Origin of the sequence: Hymenobacter properus (assembly GCF_015694735.1) — a bacterium.
Classification (GTDB): Bacteria; Bacteroidota; Bacteroidia; order Cytophagales; family Hymenobacteraceae; genus Hymenobacter; species Hymenobacter properus.
The window spans coordinates 457,973-479,875 of sequence record NZ_JADQDP010000002.1 but is presented as its reverse complement, the minus strand read 5'-3'; the positions used below and the strand labels follow the sequence as shown (position 1 = coordinate 479,875).

Sequence of the window (21,903 nt, the reverse complement as noted above, 5' to 3'; positions counted from 1 at the left end):
AGCATCTCTCTACCTCCCCGTCTGTCATCCTGAGCAAAGCGAAGGACCTTATCAAGCTAGAACAATAAACGTTCGTCGGTGATAAGCTGCTTCCTTCGTCAGCATGACAAACAGCGCGGTAAAGATGCTTCGGCTGCGCTCAGCATGACCGTTTAGTTAGTAGTCCAAGCTGGCTACCTGTTTACAGCAGCTCCCGCAACAGCCCCCGCACCGCCGCAGGCCCATCAACGTGGAACCGCGCCAGCGAGCGGGGCGCGCTGCCCACCTTCAGCGTGTAGGCATCGGGCGGCAGGGCGCGGAAGGTATCCTCATCGGTGCGGTCGTCGCCGATGGCCAGGATGAAATCGGGATGGTAGCTACTCACGGTGCGAGCGGCCGCGGTGCCTTTGTTGATGCCAGCGGTTTTGATTTCAACCACCTTGTTACCTTCCATTACCTGCAACTCGGTGTTGGAAGCCATGAAGGTGAGGTGGCTGGTGAGCTCGCGGGCGCGGCTGGCGCCCAGCTCGGCATCGGCGCGGCGGTAGTGCCACACCAGCGAATAGTCTTTTTCCTCAATGAAGGAGCCGGCCGTGCGGCTCACGTACAATTCCAGCACGGGGCGGATGTCCTGCTTCCAGTCGGCCCGCAACTCCTGAAATAAGCTCCACTCTTCCCCCTGGCCGCGCAGCCACACGCCGTGCTCGGCAATAAAATCGAGCGGCAGGTGGCCCAGCCACTCCTGCAAGGTGGCCCGGTCGCGCCCGCTGATGATGACCACGCGGTTGCGCGGCTCGTCGGTGAGGGCCCGCAGCAACAGGCGCAGCTCCTCGTCGGGCTTGGCGCGCTGGGGGTTTGCATTGAAAGGCGCCAGCGTGCCGTCGTAGTCGAGCAGCAGCAGGCGGCGCTCGGTAGCGTGGTAGTCTTGCTTGAGCTGCTGGGTGGCGGCGGGGGTGAGCTTGGTGGTAGCCAATGTCTGCTGCTGGCTCTTGGCATGGGCAAGCCGGTCCATAAACAGCTTGGTCCAGGCAAACACGTCGTACTGGCGCACCAAGGCCTGCATGTTGGTCATGCGGGCTATCTGGTCTTCCTCGGGCATTACCAAGGCCTCATGCATGGCCTCGGCCAGCTGGCCGGTGTCGGTGGGGTTGATGATGAGGGCGTCGGAGAGCTCGCGCGCCGCCCCGGCCCGCTCGCTCAGAATGAGCACGCCGCGCTGGTCGGCCTTGCTGGCCACATACTCCTTGGCCACCAGGTTCATGCCGTCGCGCATGGGCGTCACCAGCGCCACCTCGGCCAAGCGGTAGAAAGCGGCCAGCTCTTCCAGCGGAAACGAGCGGTAGAAGTAGTGCACCGGGTTCCAGGCAATGGTGCGGTACTGGGCGTTGATGCGGCCCACCAGCTCGTCGATTTCCACTTTCAGGTCGGCGTATTGCGCCACCTGGTCGCGCGAGGGCACCACCACCATCAGCAAGCTTACCTGCCCGCGCCATTCGGGGTAGCGCAACAGCAGCAGCTCAAACGCCCGCAGCCGCTGGGCAATGCCCTTGGTGTAGTCGAGCCGGTCGATGCTCAGGATAACGCGCACCTCCTTCAGCGCCTCGCGGTACTCGCGCACGTGTGCATCGGCCGCTTCCGAGGCTGCCGCGTCGGCGTAGCGCTGGTGGTCGATGCCCATCGGGAAGGCATCCACCAGCACCGAGCGGGTGGGGGTTTCAATCTGGCCGTGCTGGTTGGGCAGGCCCAGCAACTGTGACACGGCACTGAGAAAGTGCCGCATGTAGCCGAAGGTGTGGAAGCCAATCAGGTCGGCCCCGAGCATGCCCTGCAGCAGTTCGGTGCGCCAGGGCAGCACCCGAATCAGCTCGTAGCTCGGAAACGGGATGTGCAGGAAAAAGCCAATGGTGGCCTGCGGGCGGGCCGCGCGCAGCATTTCGGGCAATAGCAGCAGCTGGTAGTCGTGCACCCAGATGGTGTCGTCGGGGCCGGCCTGCTCCAGCACAGCGCGGCAGAATTTCTCGTTCACGGCCACGTAGGCCTTCCACATGTCCTCTTCATACACTGCCAATTGAGCGAAGTAGTGAAAGGTGGGCCAAAGCGTGCCGTTGCTGAAGCCCTCGTAGTAGTCGCGGATTTCGTCTTCGGTCAGAAACACCGGCGCCATGCTGTCGGCGGCCAACTGCTCGGTTACAAAAGTGGCCTCGGCTTCATCTTCAACAAACAAACCCGGCCAGCCTACCCACACGTTGCCATCGGCCCGGTAGATGGAGCCCAGGCCGGTGGCCAGCCCGCCCTCGCTGGGCTGAAAAGCAAGGCCGTCGTCGGTACGCAGGGCTTTCGTAGGCAGGCGATTGGAGACAATAATCGTTCGTGACATAGCAACAGGAAGAATGAATAATCTTCCTGTTTACGGCAAAAAGCCACTTTTCGCCGAATTCACGCACTTTTAGGACCGCACCCGCCGCCTTTTAATGCGTCTGCTGAGCAAACAGCATGCCCGCGGAGATGGAAAAGCCGTGGCTACGGGCGTGGTAAGGGGTGCCCTGGTAATCGCGCTGGTAATAGTCGGTTAAGTCCTGGGTGAAACGGGCGGTGAGCGTGTACACCCGCCGCTCGTGGGCCCAAGCCAGTTCGGCACCATACGCCTGCGCCCAGAAACTGCCCTGGTTGTTAAACCGATTCCCCGGGGCAAACGACGTCGCGTCGAGCTCCACGCCGTTGACTACCGCCACAAAGGCCACGCCTCCTTGCAGGTGCAGCGCGGGGCCGGATGGCCCGCCCAGGCGCACGTCCAGCAGCAGCGGCACCTGCACGCAATCAATGTCGTAGGTCGATTTACCGGTAAATACCCGACGGGTAAAATTACCGCCTTCGCGGACGTAGAGCACTTCGCATTGCGCCGACAAAGGTTTGTAGAGGCGCCGCCGCACCACGGCCCCAGCCGTGAGTCCCGGCACGCGCAGCACCTGGTCGGCCCCGGGCCGGGTGTGCAGGTCTACTTCTGTGCCGGTGATGGTGTAGTTGCTGTAGCCTGCGCGCAAGCCCAGGTACAGTTTCGGTTCGGCTGGGACATCCGAGCTTTGGGCCCTGGCCCAAGCGGGAATCAGGAACAGAGCAAGGGCAAAGAAGCGGTGAAAACGCGGGCAGGGCATAAGGAAGGCCAATAAGGAGCCGAAAAGATAGAGCGTACGTCCGGGCTTTGGCTACTAAATCGGAGCATTCAAAGCCGGCCCAGCCAGAAAAAACGTCTCATTCGATATAATTCGCTACCCGTCAGCCCTATGCAGAACATCTTATTCCCTTCATAAACTGGGAGAAGTGTTCTGCATAGAGCTGCAAAAGCCAGCATCGCCCCAACGTTAGCTATGCGCCTGACATGCGCCGAAGCAGCTGCGCTCGTCTGGGCACAATTTGACCCGGCTGGATAAAATGTTCAATGCGGACCCAACTCAGTTTTAGCTCAAAATGGACTACATGAACTTCGAGCATGGTCCCTACCTAGACCTGGCCAACGAGCGCCTGGCGGAACTCAACCTGGTACAGCGGCGGGGCGCGGTGCGCCTGATTGTGAGTATTGTTCTTTGATAATTACGGGCTGCTCAAGCCAATTGGCGTCGATTGGCAGAGGTTAGGTTGGATGCTGGCCTGTGCTTACGCAACTTTGGGGCCGGCCAAGCGGCCGAATCGTTCGGAGCACCGTGCCGGCGAGTTACTCAACTGCCGCCACTCTCACCCATTGCCTATCACTGTGTTGCCGGTCTGCCGTCCGTTTTTTGCTAGCTGTCGCCGGGCTTACCAGACCTGGGGCCGGGGCGGACGGGCATACCTGCTGCTGGGTGGGCTGCTTGCAACCCATCTTGCCCCGGCCCAAACCACCGGGCGGCAGCCGTCCGATGTCTTAGCCCCGCCGGCCCGGGTCAACGACCTGGCCCACCGTCTGCCCGCCGACTCGCTCGGGCGGCTGCTGGCCTATGTGCGCCTGGCGCATGCTATTCAAGACCGGCACCGCCCCGATTCTGCCGCCTACTACCTGGGCCGGGCCTGGCGGCTGGCCGGGGCGCGGCAAAGGCAACAGCGGCCGGCCGCTGTGATAGCGCTGGCCAACGAGCTAGCCGGGCAGCACTACGTTCGGGGCAACTTTGACAGCACTCTCTACTACTACCAGCAGGCGGTTCAGCAGTTTCAGGGAGCAGGGCCCGACAGCAGTCTGACGCCCGACCCGGCCACCACCCGGCCCACCAACTCGGGCCAACCCCTCCCCCTTTTGCTGGCCGGGACGCTGGCCAATGCCGGCTCGGCCGGTCGCGTGCTGGGCCGCCTGCCCCTGGCGCTGCGCTACTACGAGCGGGCCCGAAACCTCTACCAACGGCAAGGTAACCTGAACGGCATCGGCTGGACGCAGTGCCTGATAGGCGAAGCCTATGCCGCCCAAGGCAACTACCCCCAAGCCGAGCAGGCGTATGAGCAGGCCCTGGTTACCTATCGCCGCTACGCCCAGCCAGCCGCCAACCGAGACCCGGCCGGGGGCGCGCTGGCCGACGTGCTGCTGAGCTACTACCTGCCCCTGCTGCTGGAGGGCCACAGCAGCCGCCCGCCCGCCTACGCCAGTGCCCTGGCCGCCGAGGCCACCGCCCTGGTGCGGGCCGCTCCCTACAACGCCTTGCTGCTCACCCGCCTGAACCTGGTGCCGGCTCAGGTGGCGCTGCAAGCCGGCCAGCCGGCCGAGGCGGCCCCTTGGCTGAGCCGCGCCTGCACCTGGCTTCGCCGCGGGGCCAGCGCCGACACCGCGGTGGCCGGCTGGCCCGCTCGCAACCAGCCCTACGCCGAAGTGAAAGCCCTGACCCTGGGCCTGACGGCCTGGCAGCAGCAGCCCACCCACCCCGAGCGGGCCCGTAGCCTGCTAGCCGAAGCCGTGGCCCTGCTCACCCGCTACCCCCGCACCGCCCCCCAGCCCAAGCCCCGCCAAACCCTGGCCCGAATTGCCCTAGCCATGGGCGAGCCGTCGGCCGCCGTGGCGCTGCTGCGGCCCCTGCTGCGCGGCTACCAGCAGTCGGGCAGCCTGCTGCCGCTGAGCCAGCTCACCGAATTGCTTACCCAAGCCTATGCCCGGGTTGGCCGCTACGACAGCGCCTACGCCTATTCCCGCCGCACCCAGACCCTCACCGACACCTTGCGCCAGGCTCAGCAGTTTGCGGCCCTGGCCGCCTCCGAGGCCCGGTTCCGTAGCCGCGAGCAGGCCTCCCAAATTGCCCATCTCACCGAGCGCGAGCGCCAGCAGACCCGCCTGGTGCGCCTGGCCGCAGCCGGGGCGGGGCTGCTGGCCCTGCTAGCGCTGGCCATCCTACTGGCCCTGCGCATCACTCGCCGCCTCAATAGGCGGTTGGCCGCTCAGACCGTCCAATTGCAAGCTCAAGCTGAGCGCCTACAGGAGCAGGCCGGGCACTTACAGATGCAAACCGAGCACCTACAGGCGCAGACCGAGCGCCTGGGTGAGCTGGATGCGGCCAAAAACCAGTTTTTTGCTAATGCCAGCCACGAGCTGCGCACCCCACTCACGCTGGTGCTGGCCCCGCTCGACACCCTGCTGCACGCCCCTGCCCAGAAGCTGCCCGCCGCCGCGCGCGCCGCCGTGGCCCTGGCCCATCGCCAGGCCCAGCGCCTGCACGAATTGGTGAACCGCATCCTGGACCTGACCAAGCTCGAAGCCGGGCAACTGGCGGTGCAGCCCGTGCCCACGGCCGTGGCCCCGCTGCTGCGCAACCTGCTGGCCTCCTTCGAGCCGCTGGCGGCCGCTCGGGGCCTGTCCCTGCACGGCCCCGAACGTCTGCCGGAGGGGCTGCATCTGCTGCTGGATGCGGATAAGGTGGCGCAAATTCTGACCAACCTGCTCGGCAACGCTTTGAACCACACGCCTGCCGGCGGCACCGTGACGCTAACAGCCGCTCTGCCCGCTGCCGACGGCTATTACACCCTGACCGTGCAGGACACCGGCCCCGGCATCGCGCCGGCCGAGCAGGAACGGGTGTTCGAGCGCTTCTACCAGGGCAAGCAACACCAGGCGCAGGGCGGCACCGGCCTGGGCCTGGCCCTGAGCCGCGAGCTGGCTACCCTGCTGGGGGGTACTCTCACGCTGGCCAGCCAGCCCGGCCAGGGCGCCGCCTTCACCCTGCGCTTTCCAGCTACGGTGTTAAGAATTGAGAGTGAAGAGTTAAGAGGTGAAGGAGTGAATGAACTGGACTTAAGAAATAAGAGGGCGGAAACAGGGCCTGTGTCTGACGACGCGTCGATATCCCCAACGCTTAACTCTTCACTCCTAACTCTTAACTCCAAACCTCGTGTGCTGGTGGTGGAAGACCATCCCGACCTGCGTGATTACCTGCGCGAGCTACTGGCGCCCACCTACGAGGTGCTGACGGCCACTGACGGCCAGGACGCGCTGGAACTGCTGACCCGCGAAGCACCCGTGGACTTGGTAATCACCGACGCCATGATGCCGCGCCTGAGCGGCACCGAGCTGCTGGCCCAGCTCAAGGCCGACCCGGCCCGCGCCGGCCTGCCCGTGCTCATGCTCACGGCCCGGGCCGACGAGGCCCACCGCCGGGCCGCCCTCACGGTGGGGGTCGACGATTACCTGACCAAGCCCTTCGCCCCGGCCGAACTGCTGGCCCGGGTGCAAGTGCTGCTGGCCCGCCACAACGTGCGCCGCCAGTTTGCCTACCGGCCCGAAGTCGCCGTCCCGGCCGGGCTGGCTCCGCTCACCGACGCCGGACCGGCCACGGCGGCAACCGAAGGAACCGGAGCGAACGAACAACTGGCCCAGTGGCAGGCCCAGGTGGTAGCCCACCTGGCCGACGAGAATTTTGGGCCGGCCGAGCTGGCGGGTTTGCTTGCCGTGAGCGAGCGCACCCTCTACCGCCGGTTGGGCGAAAGCGCTGGGCTCACGCCGGCGGCCTGGCTGCGCGAGCTGCGCCTCAACCAAGCCCGGCAGCTGCTCGAAGCCGGCGATTTCCGCACGGTGGTGGCAGTAGCCGAGGCGGTGGGCTTTGCCTCGGCCAGCTACTTCAGCAGCCTGTATACCGAGCGCTTTGGTCGCCGGCCCAGCGACTACCGAAAGTCGAAAAAGTAACGTTTCGGGGAAGCCGGGCTGCCGCCCGGATGGCCGGAGCAGGTGTGCTGGTGGCCAAGCAAAGAGGCCATTTGCCTGCCAGAAAGGTGTAATTCCCTGCCAAAATGCGGCAGAAGACAAAATTGGCGGGGAATTGTGCCTTTTTAAAGGAGCCTCAATTCCAACTTTGTAAGAGGTAGTTACGGGTCAGCTTTTGTGTCCGCAGGCTTTGCCTACTAGCGGCTGGCCTGGGACTGCGCGGACTCCCCGTGTGCTCGCGGGGCTTCCTGGCAAGCAGCCAATAGCCCGACAAACCGGCAGCACTCCCCCGGCTCAAGTGGCACTCCCCACCGCACTCGACTAGGCGACGCGAACACTTCGCGACCAAGGGTACCCGCCTTCGGTACCGCACCCCAGTCTCTGATTATCTATCCTACCTCCTCCACTTATTTTTATGAAGTACGTCTCCTCGCTGTTTTTGCCAAAAGGTGCCTCGCGGTGCGCGGCTCCCTCACTACCCCTCCGCCTCCGCTGGGCCGTCGTGCTGCTCCTGCTCGTGGCGCCGCTGCTGAGCCGGGCACAGGACTACTGGATGACTCCGGCGGCCATCACCACCTGCTCGGGCAACTTGTATGACCCCGCCGGACCGGTCAACAACACCACGAGCTCTAACACGACCTACAGCACCACTCTGACGCCAGCCACGCCCGGAACCTCAGTGCGCCTCATCTTCACGCAATATTATGGGCAAGCTAGTGAAGGCAGTCTCTTTATCTACGACGGGCCGGACACCAATGCCCCGCTCATCGGGGAGTATTCTCAGAACCCCCGCACTGTAACCGCGAACAACGTCACGGGCCAGCTCACCGTCGTTCTCAAAACCCTGGTACACCCTATCGGCAGTAGCGGGGTGGGGTTTTCCGCCATTATATCCTGTCAGAGGAGCCCGTACATCAGCAGCTTTACGCCCACCAGCGGCACGGGGGGCACCAGCGTGGTCCTGACGGGAAGAAATTTTACCGGCGCCACGGACGTGACCTTCAACAGCATGTTGGGCTACGACATTGCGGCGACGAGCTTCACCGTCAACTCTGACAACCAGATAACCGTGCAAGTACCGGCTGGGGCTCCCACCGGCCCCATCAGTGTGCAAAATGGCTCTGGTACGGGCACCAGTGCTGCCAACTATACCAGCACCGATTCCTACTGGATGACTCCGGCGGCCATAACCGCCTGCTCGGGTACCTTGTACGACCCCGCCGGCCCCATCTACAATACCACGAACTACGACTACGCGTACCCCAAGACCTATACCACTACCCTGACGCCGGCCACGCCCGGGGCCTCAATGCGCCTCAATTTCACGTCTTTTTATGTGCCATACGATGAAGGCAGACTCCTCCTCTACGACGGACCGGATACCAATGCCCCGCTCATCGGGGAGTACTCCCGGAACACCCCCCCTGGCACCGTGACCGCGAGCAACGCCACGGGCCAGCTCACCGTCGTCTTCAGAAACATACTAACCCTTTCCGGCAGTAACGGCACGGGGTTTGCCGCCACTATTTCCTGCGTGAATCGCCCGTACATCAGCAGCTTTACGCCCACCAGCGGCACGGGGGGCACCAGCGTGGTCCTGACGGGAAGGAATTTTACTGGCACCACGGCCGTGACCTTCAACAACACGTTGGGCAACGGCCTGGCGGCGACGAGCTTCACAGTCGATAATGACAACCAAATTACGGTGCAGGTGCCGGCCGGGGCCCCCACCGGCCCCATCAGTGTCACCAATGCCTATGACAAGGGCACCAGTGCGGCCCACTTTATCACTGGTACCTACTGGATGGGCCCGGCGGCCATTACTACCTGCTCGGGCACGCTGTATAACCCGGGCGGCCCTAGCGCCGGCAACCCCGCCGGCAGTGCCACCACTACCCTGACGCCGGCCACGCCCGGGGCCAAAGTGCGCCTCAGCTTCTCGCAGTTCAGCGTGAATGAATCGGTCGTCCTCTCCATTTACGACGGGCCGGATACCAATGCCCCGCTCATCGGGCAATACTACCAGAACGACGTTCCCGGCACCGTGACGGCGACCAATGCCACCGGCCAGCTCACGGTTCGCTTGATTGGCAATCTTACCTGGAGACAGGGCGTCGCCAATTATACCGCCGCCGTTTCCTGCGCCACGGGCATGCCTACGGTGAGCAGCTTCACGCCGTCCAGCGGGGGGCAGGGGGATTTAGTGGTCATCACGGGCACCGGTTTTACCAACGCGACGGGGGTGGCATTCAACGGTTCGGTTTATAATAACCGCGTGCCGGCCCCGGGTTTTGTCATCAATTCCAGCACCCAGATTACGGTGCCGGTGCCGGCCGGGGCCACGGTTGGGCGCATCAGCGTGAGCAACGCCAACGGCGCGGGCAGCAGCAGCACCGACTTCACGCCGCTCCCCCCGGTCATCAGCAGCTTCACGCCCACCAGCGGCACGGGGGGCACCAGCGTAGTCCTGACGGGAAACTACTTTACTGGCACCACGGCCGTGGCCTTCAACGGCTTGGCGGCGCCGAACTTCGTGGTCAACTCCAGCACCCAGATTACGGTGCCGGTGCCGGCCGGGGTCACCACCGGCCCCATCACCGTCACCACCAGCTTCGGCACGGGTACTAGCAGCGTTTTTGCCACCGACGTCATTCTGATTGGCACGGCGGCCGTCACCACCTGCTCGGGCAGCATCTACGATTCGGGCGGGCCCAACGGCAACTACGGCAACGACGAGAACCTGACGACCACCATCACGCCGGCCACGGCCGGAGCCAAGGTGCGACTCAGCTTCTCCCAGATAAACACAAGAAGTGGTACGGATGTCCTGCGCGTGTATGACGGCCCCAACACCAGCGCGCCCTTCCTTCGCTCCTTCGGTGCCGGCAGCGCGGGCGGTGTCGTGACAGCCACGAACCCCACCGGCCAGCTGACGCTGAATTTCACCTCCGGCAATACGAATTATTACATGTCCGGCTTCGCCGCCGCCATTTCCTGCGTCAAGCCCACCATCAGCAGCTTCACGCCCACCAGCGGGCAGGCGGGCACCACGGTAGTCATTACGGGCACGGAATTCAACACGACCACGGCCGTGCGCTTCAACGGCGTGCTGGCTCCGGGCTTCGTGGTCAATTCCGACACGCAAATCACGGTGAACGTGCCGGCCGGGGCTACTTCGGGGCCGATTTCGGTGATTGCTTCTTACGGCACCGCCGTCAGCGCCGGCAGCTTCACGGTGCCGCAGCCCGCCCTCACGGCGGTGAGCCCGTTCCTGGGCGTGCCGGGCACGGTGCTCACCCTCACGGGCACCAACCTGAGCGGCACCAGCGCCATCACCTTCACGGGCAGCGCCGGGGTGAAAACCGTGACCAGCGGCTTCGTGGTGAATGCCGCCGGCACCCAGATTACGGGGGTAGTAGTGCCCGCCGGCGCCCAAAGCGGCCCCGTGACGGCCACCACGGGCGGCGGTACCGCCCCGGTAGCCACGGCCCTGTTTTCGCGGGCCACTACTCTGGCCGCCGGGGGCAGCCACATGGTGGCCGTGCGGGCCGACGGGTCCTTGTGGGCTTGGGGCAACAACGCCAACGGCCAACTGGGCCTGGGCAGCGCGGCCAATCAAAACACCCCGCAGCGCGTGGGCACCGGCAATAGCTGGGTGAGCGTGGCCGCCGGCGGTAGCTACACGCTGGCTATCCAGGCCGACGGTTCGCTCTGGGCCTGGGGCCTGAATGACAGCGGCCAGCTCGGCCTGGGCAACACCACCAATCAAAACACCCCGCAGCGCGTGGGCACCAGTACCAGCTGGGCCAGTGTGACAGCGGGCACTTACCACACGGCGGCCGTTCAGGCCGACGGCTCTTTGTGGACCTGGGGCTACAGTGGCTCCGGCCAGCTCGGCTTGGGCAGCACACTCCAGGCGAACAGCCCGACGCGGGTAGGCACCGGCACCACTTGGGCCAGTGCGGCCGCGGGCGAAAAATACATGCTGGCCGTGCAGGCCGATGGCTCGCTCTGGGCCTGGGGCGGCAACGAATACGGCCAGTTGGGCCTGGGCAACACCACCAATCAAAACACGCCCCAACGGGTGGGCACTAGCACTAACTGGGTGAGTGCGAAGGCGGGCAAATTACACTCGGCCGCCGTGCAGGCCGATGGCTCGCTCTGGGCCTGGGGCCTGAATACCAACGGCCAACTCGGCCTGGGCAACACCACCAATCAAAACACGCCCCAACGGGTGGGTACTAGCACTAACTGGCTGAGCGCCGCCGCTGGCGACGCGCACAGCCTGGCCGTGCAGGCCGACGGCACGCTCTGGGCCTGGGGCGCCAATGCCAACGGCCAGCTCGGCCTGGGCAACACCACCAACCAGACCACCCCGCAATCCGTGGCGGCCGTCACCAGCTGGCTGAGCGCTGCGGCGGGCACCGGCTACTCGGCGGGCGAACAGAGCTGCGGAGCCACTTGGGCCTGGGGCCTGAACACCGCCGGCCAAGTGGGCGACGGCAGCACCACCGCGCGCACCAGCCCGGTACTCATTTACAATCCCATCAGCCTGCTCACCTTCTCGCCCGCTACGGCCGGGAGCGGTAGCCCCGTCACGGTGACGGGCACCAACCTGGCCGGTCTCACGGCCCTCACGGTGAACGGGGCCAACGCCTTTACCAGCGTGACCAACAGCACGGCCACGGGCTTCACCTTCGTGGTGCCGGCCGCGGCCCCGCTCGGTGCGGGCACCGTGACCGTGGCGGCCGGCTGCGGCACGGGCAGCAGCACGGCCTTCACGGTGGGCGCGCCCACGCCCATTCTCAACACGGTGAGCCCCGCAGCCGAACTGCCGGGCCAGGCCGTGACGCTCACGGGCCTCAACTTCACCAGCACCAGCACGGTGAGCTTCGGCGGGGTGGCCGCGGCCAGCGTGACCTACAACTCGGCTACTTCGCTCACGGCCGTGGTGCCGGTGGGCGCCACGCCGGGCAGCAGCGCCGTAGTGGTGAGCACCGCCACCGGCAGCAGCCCCAACAGCCCCGCTTTTGAGGTGCTGCAAGTGTACCGGGGCACGGCGGCCAGCGGCTGCCTGGCCACGGCCAGCGTGAGCATAACGGGCAGCGGCGGGGCCAATACTTGGCGCTACCTGCGCCTGCCCGGCGCGGGCGGGGCCGTGGTGGCCGCCATCGAGGACACCCGCAACCTGGGCACCGTGTCGGCAGGCATGCTCGACCTGGGTACGGCCACGACCGCACCCGTGCGCACCGACGCCAACGTCCAGGCTTACTTCGACCGCAACTTCTACCTGACGGCCACCAACAAGACCTTCACCGGCCAGACTGTGCGCGTGCGTTTCTTCGGACTGAGCAGTGAGCTGACCCGCCTGGCAGCGGTGGATGCCAACGCCACGCTGGCCGGCCTGAAAGCCTCGCAATACAGCGGCGCCAACGAAAACTGCGACCTGGTCGACAACGACCCGAACGGCGAGTCGCGCCTGCTGCCCGCGCCCGCCACCATGCTCAGCGGGGCCGACTGGTTTACGGCCCAGGTGAGCGTGACCAACCATTTCTCCGAGTTCTACCTGACCGCGGCCAGCGTGCCGCTGCAAGCCGTGAGCCAGGCCCCCATGCTCACGGGCGTGTCGCCGGCGCGCAACCTGCCCACGGCCCCGCGGGGGGCCAACGTGGCGCTCACCTTCTCGCAGCCCATTGCGACGGGCACGGCGGGCAACGTGCGCGTGTTTGGCTCGCAAAGCGGTGGGCAACTGGTGCGCGGCGGCAATGCCACCGCCAGCGGCAACCTCATTACCGTGGACCCGACCCGTCCGTTTGCGCCCGGCGAACGGGTGATGGTGACGGTGCCGGCCACGGTGCAGAGCACGGCAGGCTACAATGCGCTGGCCCAAGTGCATGAATTCACGGCCGGGACGGTCCCGGCCACCGGTACCTTCCTCACCCCCCCGACGCAGCTCAACATGGGAGGAGCGGCGACTTCGGTAGCCGTGGGCGACCTGAACGGCGACGGCATGCTGGACGTGGTAACCAGTGACCCTTACAGCAAGGGCTTTTATTCTGCCTTTCCATCCCCGGGGGTAGTGGTGCGGCTAGGGGCGGGGGGCGGCCAGTTTGACGCGGCCGGCAGCAATCCGCTCTCTGACCCCGGCAACATTACATTGGGCGACGTAGACGGCGACGGCGACCTGGACATTGTCATAACCCCAACAACTTACAATGGCAGCATCACCGTTAGGCTGAACAACTCGCAAGGTCAATTTCCCCCTGGTGGTCGAAATATTTATCTATACTCATATACTGGACCTAGCCACGTAGTACTGGGCGACGTAGACGGCGACGGTGACCTGGACATGCTGATAGCCGCCAGCAAGGCGTCCGTCAGCTTCAACGATGGCACTGGCAACTTCACTAGCGCCTCCACTACTGCCTCCAGCATCCCCACAGCTAATGCAGCGTCGGATGTGGCGCTGGCCGACGTGGACGGCGACGGCGACCTGGATGCCCTGATAGCCAACAACAACCAGGTGAGCGTGCGGCTCAACAACGGCAGCGGCAGCTTTAGCGGCGGCACTGACGTGCCCGTGGGCGGCGCACTCAATAAGCTGGCGGTGGGCGACGTGAACGGCGACGGCTACCTGGACTTTGCGACGAGCAGTGGGTCGGCGGCCTCGCTGAGCGTGCGGCTCAACAACGGCAATGGCACGTTCGGGGGCGGCACCGACTATCCGGTGAGCTTCACGCCGGGCTCCCTGGCGCTGGGCGACGTGGACGGCGACGGCTACCTCGACCTGGCGGCGGCTGGCTACTCGAGTAGCAGCAACTCTCCGGGGCAAGCGGCGGTGCGGTTAAATAACGGCAACGGCACGTTCAGCGGCGGCTCCGACTTTGCCACTGGGGGAAGTCGGGCCTCCGTGGCGCTAGGCGACATGGACAACGACGGCACCCTCGACTTGGTTACGCCGCACCTCGGCTACCAGTCGGGCTATGACTTTAATAGCCAGGTCCCTATTTTCTCAATGGCCGACCTTTTTATTCGCTTCAATACGGCCTTGCCGCCGACCATCACCGGCTTTTCGCCGCAGAGCGGGCTGGCGGGTACGCCCGTCACCATCACCGGTACTAACCTGAACCGCGTGCGCGGCGTGCGCTTCGGCGGTAGCAGTGAGCTAGCCCTCTTAGACCCTAATGCAGTACAGACGGCCACCAGCCTCACGGTGCTGGTGCCGGTGCGGGCGGCCAGCGGCGTCATTACCCTCACCTCTGCGCAGGGCGTTAACGTGCCCACGGCCACGTCCTTTACCTACACGCCCCGCCCCCTGGACCTGGTGGCCACGTTGAGCCCGGCCGGGCCGCTGGATGTGTGCCAGCCGCGCACCCTCACGGCCACGGCCGCTAGCCCGGCATTTGCTGCCGGGGGCGGCATTAATTTGGCCGTCTTTGCTGCACTGGAGCAGCCCAATGGCAAGCTGCTGCTGGGCGGTGCCTTCACCACCTATCAGGGTGCGACGGCCAACCACCTCATCCGGCTCAACCCCGACGGCAGCCCCGAGTCTACGTCTACCTTCAGTACCGGCACGGGTGCTACCGCCGGCTTCAATGGCACGGTGTATAGCGCCGCGCTGCAAGCCGATGGCAAGCTGCTGGTGGGCGGTATCTTCACCACCTATCAGGGCGCGCCGGCCAACCAACTGATTCGGCTCAACCCCGACGGCAGCCCCGACGCCACCTTCAACACCGGCGCCGGTGCGGGCTTTACCGGCGGCACGGTGGGCGTGAACAGTATTGCAGTGCAGCCCGATGGCAAAATTCTGCTGGGCGGCGACTTCACCACCTATCAGGGTGCGACGGCCAACCGCCTCATCCGGCTCAACCCCGACGGCAGCCCCGACATTCTGTTCGGCACCGGTACGGGTGCTACCGTGGGTCTCAATGGCGTGGTGAACAGCATTGTGGTGCAGCCCGATGGCAAAATTCTGCTGGGCGGCGACTTCACCATGTACAAGGACGCTACGGCTAGCTACCTCATCCGGCTCAACGCCGATGGCAGCCCCGACGCCAGCTTTGCCGTCGGCAACAGCTTTCAAAATACGGTGTATGGGCTTGCCCTGCAGGCCGACGGCAAAGTGCTGGTGCATGGGAGTACTTTTTCGCAATCCCTCCGCTACCTTGTCCGACTCACCGCTAACGGCAGCACCGACGGCACCTTCAACGCCGGGGCCTTAAGCGGCACGGTGAACCACTTGGCGCTGCAGGCCGATGGTAAGATAGTGGTAGTCGGCACCTTCACTAGGCCTGGCAGCCGCATCGCGCGGCTCACCACCACTGGCAGTGTGGATGGCACCTTCAACGCTGGTGGTTCGGGCCTCGACAACGGGGCGCGGCGGGTACTGGTACAGTCCGACGGCAACATCCTGGTAACCGGCGGCTCATTCCTGAACTATAACGGCGCTGCTGCCCCCAAGCTCATTCGCCTCAACGCTGACGGTATCCCCAATATGCCTACTCCCGTGAGTGGGGCCACGTTCACCTTCTCGCCGGGCGGCACCACCACCAACCCGCTCGTCACCAACACGGCCGGCAGCTACTCGGTGGTGGCCAGCCTCAACGGGGCCACGTCGGCTCCCTCCAACACCGTCACCCTCACGCCCTGCACCACCATGCCCACCATCACGGTGCTGAGCACGGCGGCTGAGCTGCCGGGGATGCCCGTTACCATCACGGGCACGGGCTTCGCGGCGGGCAGCACCGTCTCGTTTGGCGGGGTGGCGGCTAGCAGCGTAACGGTGAATTCGGCTACCTCGCTCACGGCCGTGGTGCCGGCCGGCGCGGTGCCGGGCAGCAGCGCCGTGGTGGTGGGCACGCCCGGGCTGGGCAACAGCGCCAGCGCGCCGCCCTTCACCGTACTGGCCGTGTACAGCGGGACCACCCTGGGCACCTGCCTGCCGGCCGTGCCCGCCACGGCCAGCGTGGGCGACGGCGCCTGGCACTACCTGCTGAGCAGCGGCGGCCAGGTGGTGGCAGCCTACAACTACACCGGTACTTCGCTGGGCAACCTCTCCATCGACGTGTTGCTGGCCGACCCGGCCCAGCCCGTGCGCCACGATGCCGGCAGCCGCTCCTACCTGGACCGTAACTGGCACCTCACGGCCAGCGCCGGCCGCTTCGACGGCCGCACCGTGCAGCTGCGCCTCTACGGCCTCAATAGCGAGCAGGCCCGCCTGCTGGCGGCTGACAACACCGCCACGCTGGCCAACCTGAAAGCCACCCAATACAGCGGCCCCAACGAGGACTGCCAGTTGGGCAATAACGACGCCACCGGCGAGCGCCGCGTGCTGCCCGCCCCGGCCAGCTCGCCGGCCGGCACGGCCTGGTTTGCGGCCGAAATGACCGTGGCCGACCACTTCTCTGAGTTCTACCTCACCGGCAGCAGCACCCCGCTGCCCGTGGAGCTGCTGAGCTTTACGGCTGAAAAGCGCGGTACCACCGTGGCGCTGGCCTGGGCCACGGCCTCGGAGAAGAATTCCGACCGATTTGAGGTGGAGCGCAGCCGCGACGGCCGCATCTTCGAGCGCATCGGCCAGGTGGCCGCCGCCGGCAGCAGCGTCAGCATCCACCGCTACGACTTCCTCGACCGACAGTACCCCGGCGAAACCAATCAACTCTACTACCGCCTGCGGCAGGTGGATTTGGATGGCACGTTCAGCTACTCGCCCATGCGCACCGTGACGGTAGGCGGCCCGGCCACGCTGGCGCTGTTTCCCAACCCGACGCACGGCGGCGCGGCTACCCTCACGGGCGCGGTACCGGGCACGACAGTGCGCGTGTACGACGCCCTGGGCCGCGAGGTGCTGGCCGCTATGGCCGATGCTTCTGGTACGGCCGCGCTGGCGCTGCCGGTCGGGCTGCCGGCGGGCGTGTATGTGGTGCACGCCGGCAGCAAAGCCTTGCGCCTCACGGTGGAGTAAGGCCCCTGGTCTTTTTACCCAAGTTGAAAAGCCCGTCGTTCCCGCGACGGGCTTTTTGACGTTTAATGGGGAGAGTCCACCGGCGACCGGGCTACGCAATTTGCACTGGCATTTGGCCTGGCAGCGACTGGCAACTGGTAGCAGTGGAAGATGTGTGGGGCATGGGCCGGCAATACGCCACCAAGCTACACGGGCTGGGCATCACTCCGGCGGCCCTAGCCCGGTGTACCGAGGCGATGTTTTAGTAAGCTCTCGACATCAACCGGGGGCTAAACCGCGGGCATTAAATAAAAAAGGCCTCTTACGCTAACGTAAGAGGCCTTTTAGCGCTCCCTCCTGGGCTCGAACCAGGGACCCTCTGATTAACAGTCAGATGCTCTAACCGGCTGAGCTAAGGAAGCTTTTTCTAGTCCGAAACCCGGTTGTTGTCGTTTCGGAGTGCAAATCTACAACGGCTTTTCAGAGATACACAAGCTCTGCATAATATTTTTTCAAAAATTCGCCAGCTAGCTCAGTTCGTAATGTTGAGCTGCGAACCTTGTTGGCTGACATTGTACTGTTTAAGTGGCCGCGAGGCCGGTCCGCCGGTGACTTGTCCTTGCAAATTAAATTGTGAATTGCAGCAGGAATCCCGCATAAACAGGCTCGAATTTCGGTCCAAGCTTACCAGAGCGCAGGCATCGTAAGGTTGGTAGGGGCAGTTGCGCTCGAAGGCCAGGTAAGAAGTCGCGTTCTGCCGCACCACAATGACGCCCTTCACGCCCCCATTGCCCGCGGGGCCCTTCACCGGCAGCATTACCGCCCCGTTATCGAATCGCAACTTCACGTATTCCTGGCTGGTCAGGTTAATGCTAAGGTTGACCGGAGCATAAGGAATAGCCGGCTGGCTGTCGTTTTTGCTGCCGCAACTGGCCAGCGCCAAGGCAACGCCTGCAGCCGGCAACATCCAAGAATAATGGCTCATATCGTCACGAAATAAAGGCGGAAAAGCAATAAGCCACTTCAAGGGCCAATAGTTCGGCGCTCGAAGTGGCTTATCCAGCAAACGCCGGAAGGCGGCGCTTATTTCTTAAACAGTGAATTCACGAACGTGTGCCGGTCGAACAACTGCAGGTCGGTCATCTTCTCCCCCACCCCAATGTAGCGCACCGGAATGCTGAACTGGTCCGAGATGCCGATGACCACACCGCCGCGGGCCGTACCGTCGAGCTTGGTGATGGCCAGGGCCGTAACTTCAGTGGCTTTGGTGAATTCCTTGGCTTGCATGAAGGCGTTCTGGCCCGTGCTGCCGTCGAGCACCAGCAGCACTTCGTGCGGTGCATCGGGAATCATTTTCTGCATCACGCGCTTGATTTTGCTCAGCTCGTTCATCAGGTTCACCTTGTTGTGCAGGCGGCCGGCCGTGTCAATGATGACCACGTCGGCATTCATTTCCACGCCTTTTTTCACCGCATCGAAGGCCACCGAAGCCGGGTCGGTGTTCATGCCGTGGCTCACCACGGGCACGCCCACACGCTGCCCCCAGATGATGAGCTGGTCGACGGCCGCGGCGCGGAAAGTGTCGGCGGCGCCCAGCACCACTTTTTTGCCAGCTGCGTGGAAGCGGTGCGCCAGCTTGCCAATGGTGGTGGTTTTGCCCACCCCGTTCACGCCCACCACCATGATGACGAAGGGCTGGCCGGTGCTGCCCGCGCGGTCGAGCACGGCCATCGAGCCGGATTTGTTGTCTTCCAACAGCTCGGCGATTTCCTCGCGCAGGATGCGGTCGAGCTCCCCGGTGCTCACGTACTTGTCGCGCGCCACGCGCGCTTCAATACGGTCAATGACCTTGACGGTGGTTTCAATGCCCACGTCGGCGTGCACGAGCAGGCCCTCCAGGTCGTCGAGCACGGCCTCGTCCACGGTGCTTTTGCCCACCACGGCCTTGCTCAACTGCTCGAAGAAACTGGTTTTGGTTTTTTCCAGGCCCGCGTCCAGCGAGGCTTGCTGGGCGGGGGTTTCCTTATCTTTTTTAAAAAAATCGAAGAGGCCCATGAGGGGAAGGGTATGAGGGTATGAGGGCGTGATTCGAGGAGGTATAAAGGGTTGCCAAAGCCGTGCGGCTGCGCCGCCAATTCCCTCATAAACTCCTTCCCTCCTACCCCCTTAAACTGCAAAAAGTCCCACGAAGGTGGGACTTTTTACTCTTTTAACGAAGCCGCAGCGGCCAACAATTACTTGTTGCCGGTGGCCAGGTATTCCTGTACTTTGTCGAGCAGCACCATTTCCTCGCGGAAAGTGTAGGCACCGGTTTTCTCCGATTTCACGGCCCGAATCACCTTCGCCCAGTTCTTGGCGTTCTCGGTGGTTTTCAGCGTAGCAACTACTTTCTTAGCCATTGTTCAGGTTATTTAATTTCCTTGTGAACGGTCATTTTCTTGAGGATGGGGTTGAATTTCTTCAACTCGATGCGCTCAGGCGTATTCTTGCGGTTCTTGGTGGTGACGTAGCGCGAGGTGCCCGGCATCCCCGAGTTTTTATGCTCGGTGCATTCCATGATAACCTGCACCCGGTTTCCTTTCTTGGCCATCTCGACGGGGGTGTATGATTTTAATTTTTAGGACTGCAAAGGTACGTGGATTTTTGGAAATCACAAAGGGTCAAGTCAACATCGTGTAAAACAATGGCTCTGCCTTACTTCAACTCCGGCAGTTTGAAGCCTTCTAAGGCGCTGGGTTCGGCCATGAGCTTTTCGATGTCGGCCACCGTACGTGGCGCTTCGGCCGATAAATTATCGTAGCCGGTGGGCGTAATCAGCGCGTCGTCTTCGATGCGGACGCCGATGTTCCACCACTTGGGGTCGCAGGGCGAGCCGGCGGGGATGTAGATGCCGGGCTCCACGGTGATGACGTTGCCGGCCTGCAGGGGGCCGTAGCGGCCCCGGTCGTGCACGTCGAGGCCAAGGTAATGGCTGGCGCCGTGCGGGTAGTAGCGGCGGAAATCCTCTTTCTTTTTGATGATACCAAGCTTCACCAAGCCATTGGCCACCACTTCCTGGGTGGCTTTGCTGGGGGCATTGAACTCGGCGCCGGGCTTGCAGGCGGCAAAGCCGGCCTCCTGAGCGGCCAGCACCAGTTCGTAAATCTGGCGCTGGGCGGGGCTGAACGTGCCGGAGGGTGGCGCGGTGCGCGTTACGTCGGCTGAGTAGCCGTGGTACTCGGCGCCGCAGTCCATGAGCACGAGGTCGTTGTCGAGGCGCTGGCGGTCGTTGGTTTCGTAGTGCAGAATGCAGCCGTTGGCCCCGCCGCCCACAATGCTGGGGTAGCCCTGAAACTCGGCGCCGTAGCGGCGGTACACGTATTCGTGCAGGCCCTGCACCTCCATCTCGCCCATGTCGGGGCGCAGCAGCTTCAGCACCTCGCGCTGGCCCTGCGCGCTGATGCGGATGGCCCGGCGCAGTAGGGCCAGTTCCTCGGGCGTTTTGATGGCGCGCAAGCCGTCGAGCTTTTCGCCCAGCGTGGCGTCGTCGAGCCGGCCGGGTGGGTGCGCTTCGATGGCGGCTTTGCGGGCGGCATCATTGGGCGCGGCCAGGAAAGCTTTCAGCAGCGCCGAGGTACCCAGCGCCGGATTGTCCTTGATGGCTTGGCTGATGAACCCGTTGGCACCCTTGCCATCGAGCAGGCCGTAGCGGCGGGTCATGTTTTCAGCCTCCGAGACGGCGGGGTTGTAGTTGGTGGTCAGGCCGGCCTGCTGGCGGAAAGTATTTACCAGGCTGTAAAGGTCAGCAGGGTTGCGCGCATCGTCGCGCGCATCGGTGGGCAGGTTGTCGAACAACACCTTATCGAAATCTCCCCACTTGATGCCGGCAGCTTCAAAGTCTTTGTTGTCGGCAGCGAACTGTAACCGGAGTTGGCCTTTGGCCCCGGCGGCGCCCAGGCGGCGGCCGGTCCACTGCTCGCGGGCGGGGTTGCGGGGCTGGGTGAAGAGGGCCTCGGTGATGCCCGGCTGGCCGCCCACGGTGCGCGGCTCCTTGAAGAGCAGCAGCACGGCGTCGGGCTCCTCGTAGCCGGTGAGGTAGTAAAAATCGGGGTTTTGGTGGTAGACGTAGTTCACGTCGTTGGCCCGGTTGCGCACGGGCGCGGCGAAAACGACGGCCACGCTATTGGCGGGCATCTGGGCCCGCAGTAGCTCACGGCGCTGCTTGTGAAAGGCCGGCGTCAGGAAATCGGTGGGCCGGGCGGGCGCGGGGTTGTCAACCAGCGGCTCGGGAATGGACGTGGGCGCTTGGGCCGAAGCGTTAAGGCTGGTCATTCCCAGCCATCCGGCCAGCGCCAGCTGCGCAACGTGCTGCCATGGCCGTGACGTCCGGAAACGAGGGTAAAGCGATAGTAGCATAGCAACCAGCTGGTAAGAAGGTGATAATGCAAGTTAGCCGCCAATAGACAAAGCCAGCGCCGCTGCGGTTGCCTGAGAGACAACCGCAGCGGCGCTGGCTTTATGGAGTAGTCAGTAAAAAGTATTAAGCAGAAAGACCTGGTGCCATCGCGGCTACATCTTATTGCTTACGACCCCTACCTGATGCTAAAATCTAGTAAACGATGAAGCCCTGCTCCTTGGCCTTCTTCAAGGTGGCCATGATGCCGTTCTTGTTGATGGTGCGGATGGTGGAGGTAGCCACTTTCAGCGTTACCCAGGCGTCTTGCTCGGGCACGTAGAAGCGCTTTTTCTGCAGGTTCGGGTAGAACTTGCGCTTGGTCTTGTTGTTAGCGTGCGAAACGTTGTTACCAACGCGGGTACGCTTGCCGGTCAAATCACAAACACGGGCCATGATATCGGA

10 protein-coding genes and 1 tRNA gene are annotated in these 21,903 nt (G+C 64.0%); 2 read left to right on the top strand and 9 right to left on the bottom strand.

Translation table 11 applies throughout. The features are described 5' to 3' along the window. Positions 1-181 precede the first annotated feature (181 nt). Entirely contained in the window at positions 182-2,356 is a 2,175-nt protein-coding gene (locus tag I2I01_RS08155) for a bifunctional alpha,alpha-trehalose-phosphate synthase (UDP-forming)/trehalose-phosphatase (RefSeq protein ID WP_196285953.1), read from the bottom strand. A gap of 91 nt (positions 2,357-2,447) precedes the next feature. Continuing rightward, entirely contained in the window at positions 2,448-3,131 is a 684-nt protein-coding gene (locus I2I01_RS08150) for an outer membrane beta-barrel protein (RefSeq protein ID WP_196285952.1), read from the bottom strand. 596 nt (positions 3,132-3,727) lie between these two features. Here I2I01_RS08150 and I2I01_RS08145 point away from each other — a divergent pair. After that, positions 3,728-7,105: an ATP-binding protein gene (locus I2I01_RS08145; protein ID WP_196285951.1), complete on the top strand. Its 3,378-nt coding sequence runs from the start codon at positions 3,728-3,730 to the stop codon at positions 7,103-7,105. A gap of 433 nt (positions 7,106-7,538) precedes the next feature. Then, the gene (locus tag I2I01_RS08140) at positions 7,539-17,087 is read left to right on the top strand and encodes an RCC1 domain-containing protein (protein WP_196285950.1); all 9,549 of its coding nucleotides are present in this window, start codon (positions 7,539-7,541) and stop codon (positions 17,085-17,087) included. A 327-nt stretch (positions 17,088-17,414) separates the two neighbouring features. On the opposite strand, the gene I2I01_RS08135 is transcribed toward I2I01_RS08140, so the two are convergent. The 7 genes from I2I01_RS08135 to rpmB form a co-directional block, all read right to left on the bottom strand. Continuing rightward, positions 17,415-17,488 (bottom strand) — tRNA-Asn (locus I2I01_RS08135). A 110-nt stretch (positions 17,489-17,598) separates the two neighbouring features. Continuing rightward, complete coding sequence (locus I2I01_RS08130) at positions 17,599-18,093, bottom strand: Rieske (2Fe-2S) protein (protein WP_211537879.1); 495 nt, start codon at positions 18,091-18,093, stop codon at positions 17,599-17,601. A 56-nt stretch (positions 18,094-18,149) separates the two neighbouring features. Continuing rightward, positions 18,150-19,121 (bottom strand): signal recognition particle-docking protein FtsY, encoded by a 972-nt coding sequence (ftsY, locus tag I2I01_RS08125; RefSeq protein ID WP_196285949.1) that lies wholly within the window; start codon positions 19,119-19,121, stop codon positions 18,150-18,152. A 179-nt stretch (positions 19,122-19,300) separates the two neighbouring features. Further along, the gene (locus I2I01_RS08120; protein WP_083322258.1) at positions 19,301-19,465 is read right to left on the bottom strand and encodes a DUF4295 domain-containing protein; all 165 of its coding nucleotides are present in this window, start codon (positions 19,463-19,465) and stop codon (positions 19,301-19,303) included. An 8-nt stretch (positions 19,466-19,473) separates the two neighbouring features. Then, positions 19,474-19,656, bottom strand: coding sequence for a 50S ribosomal protein L33 (gene rpmG, locus I2I01_RS08115; RefSeq protein ID WP_196285948.1), 183 nt, complete (start codon positions 19,654-19,656; stop codon positions 19,474-19,476). 104 nt (positions 19,657-19,760) lie between these two features. Further along, entirely contained in the window at positions 19,761-21,377 is a 1,617-nt protein-coding gene (locus I2I01_RS08110) for an aminopeptidase P N-terminal domain-containing protein (protein WP_196285947.1), read from the bottom strand. A 277-nt stretch (positions 21,378-21,654) separates the two neighbouring features. Beyond that, on the bottom strand, positions 21,655-21,894 hold the full coding sequence (gene rpmB, locus I2I01_RS08105) for a 50S ribosomal protein L28 (protein WP_196285946.1): 240 nt from the start codon (positions 21,892-21,894) through the stop codon (positions 21,655-21,657). Positions 21,895-21,903 lie beyond the last annotated feature (9 nt).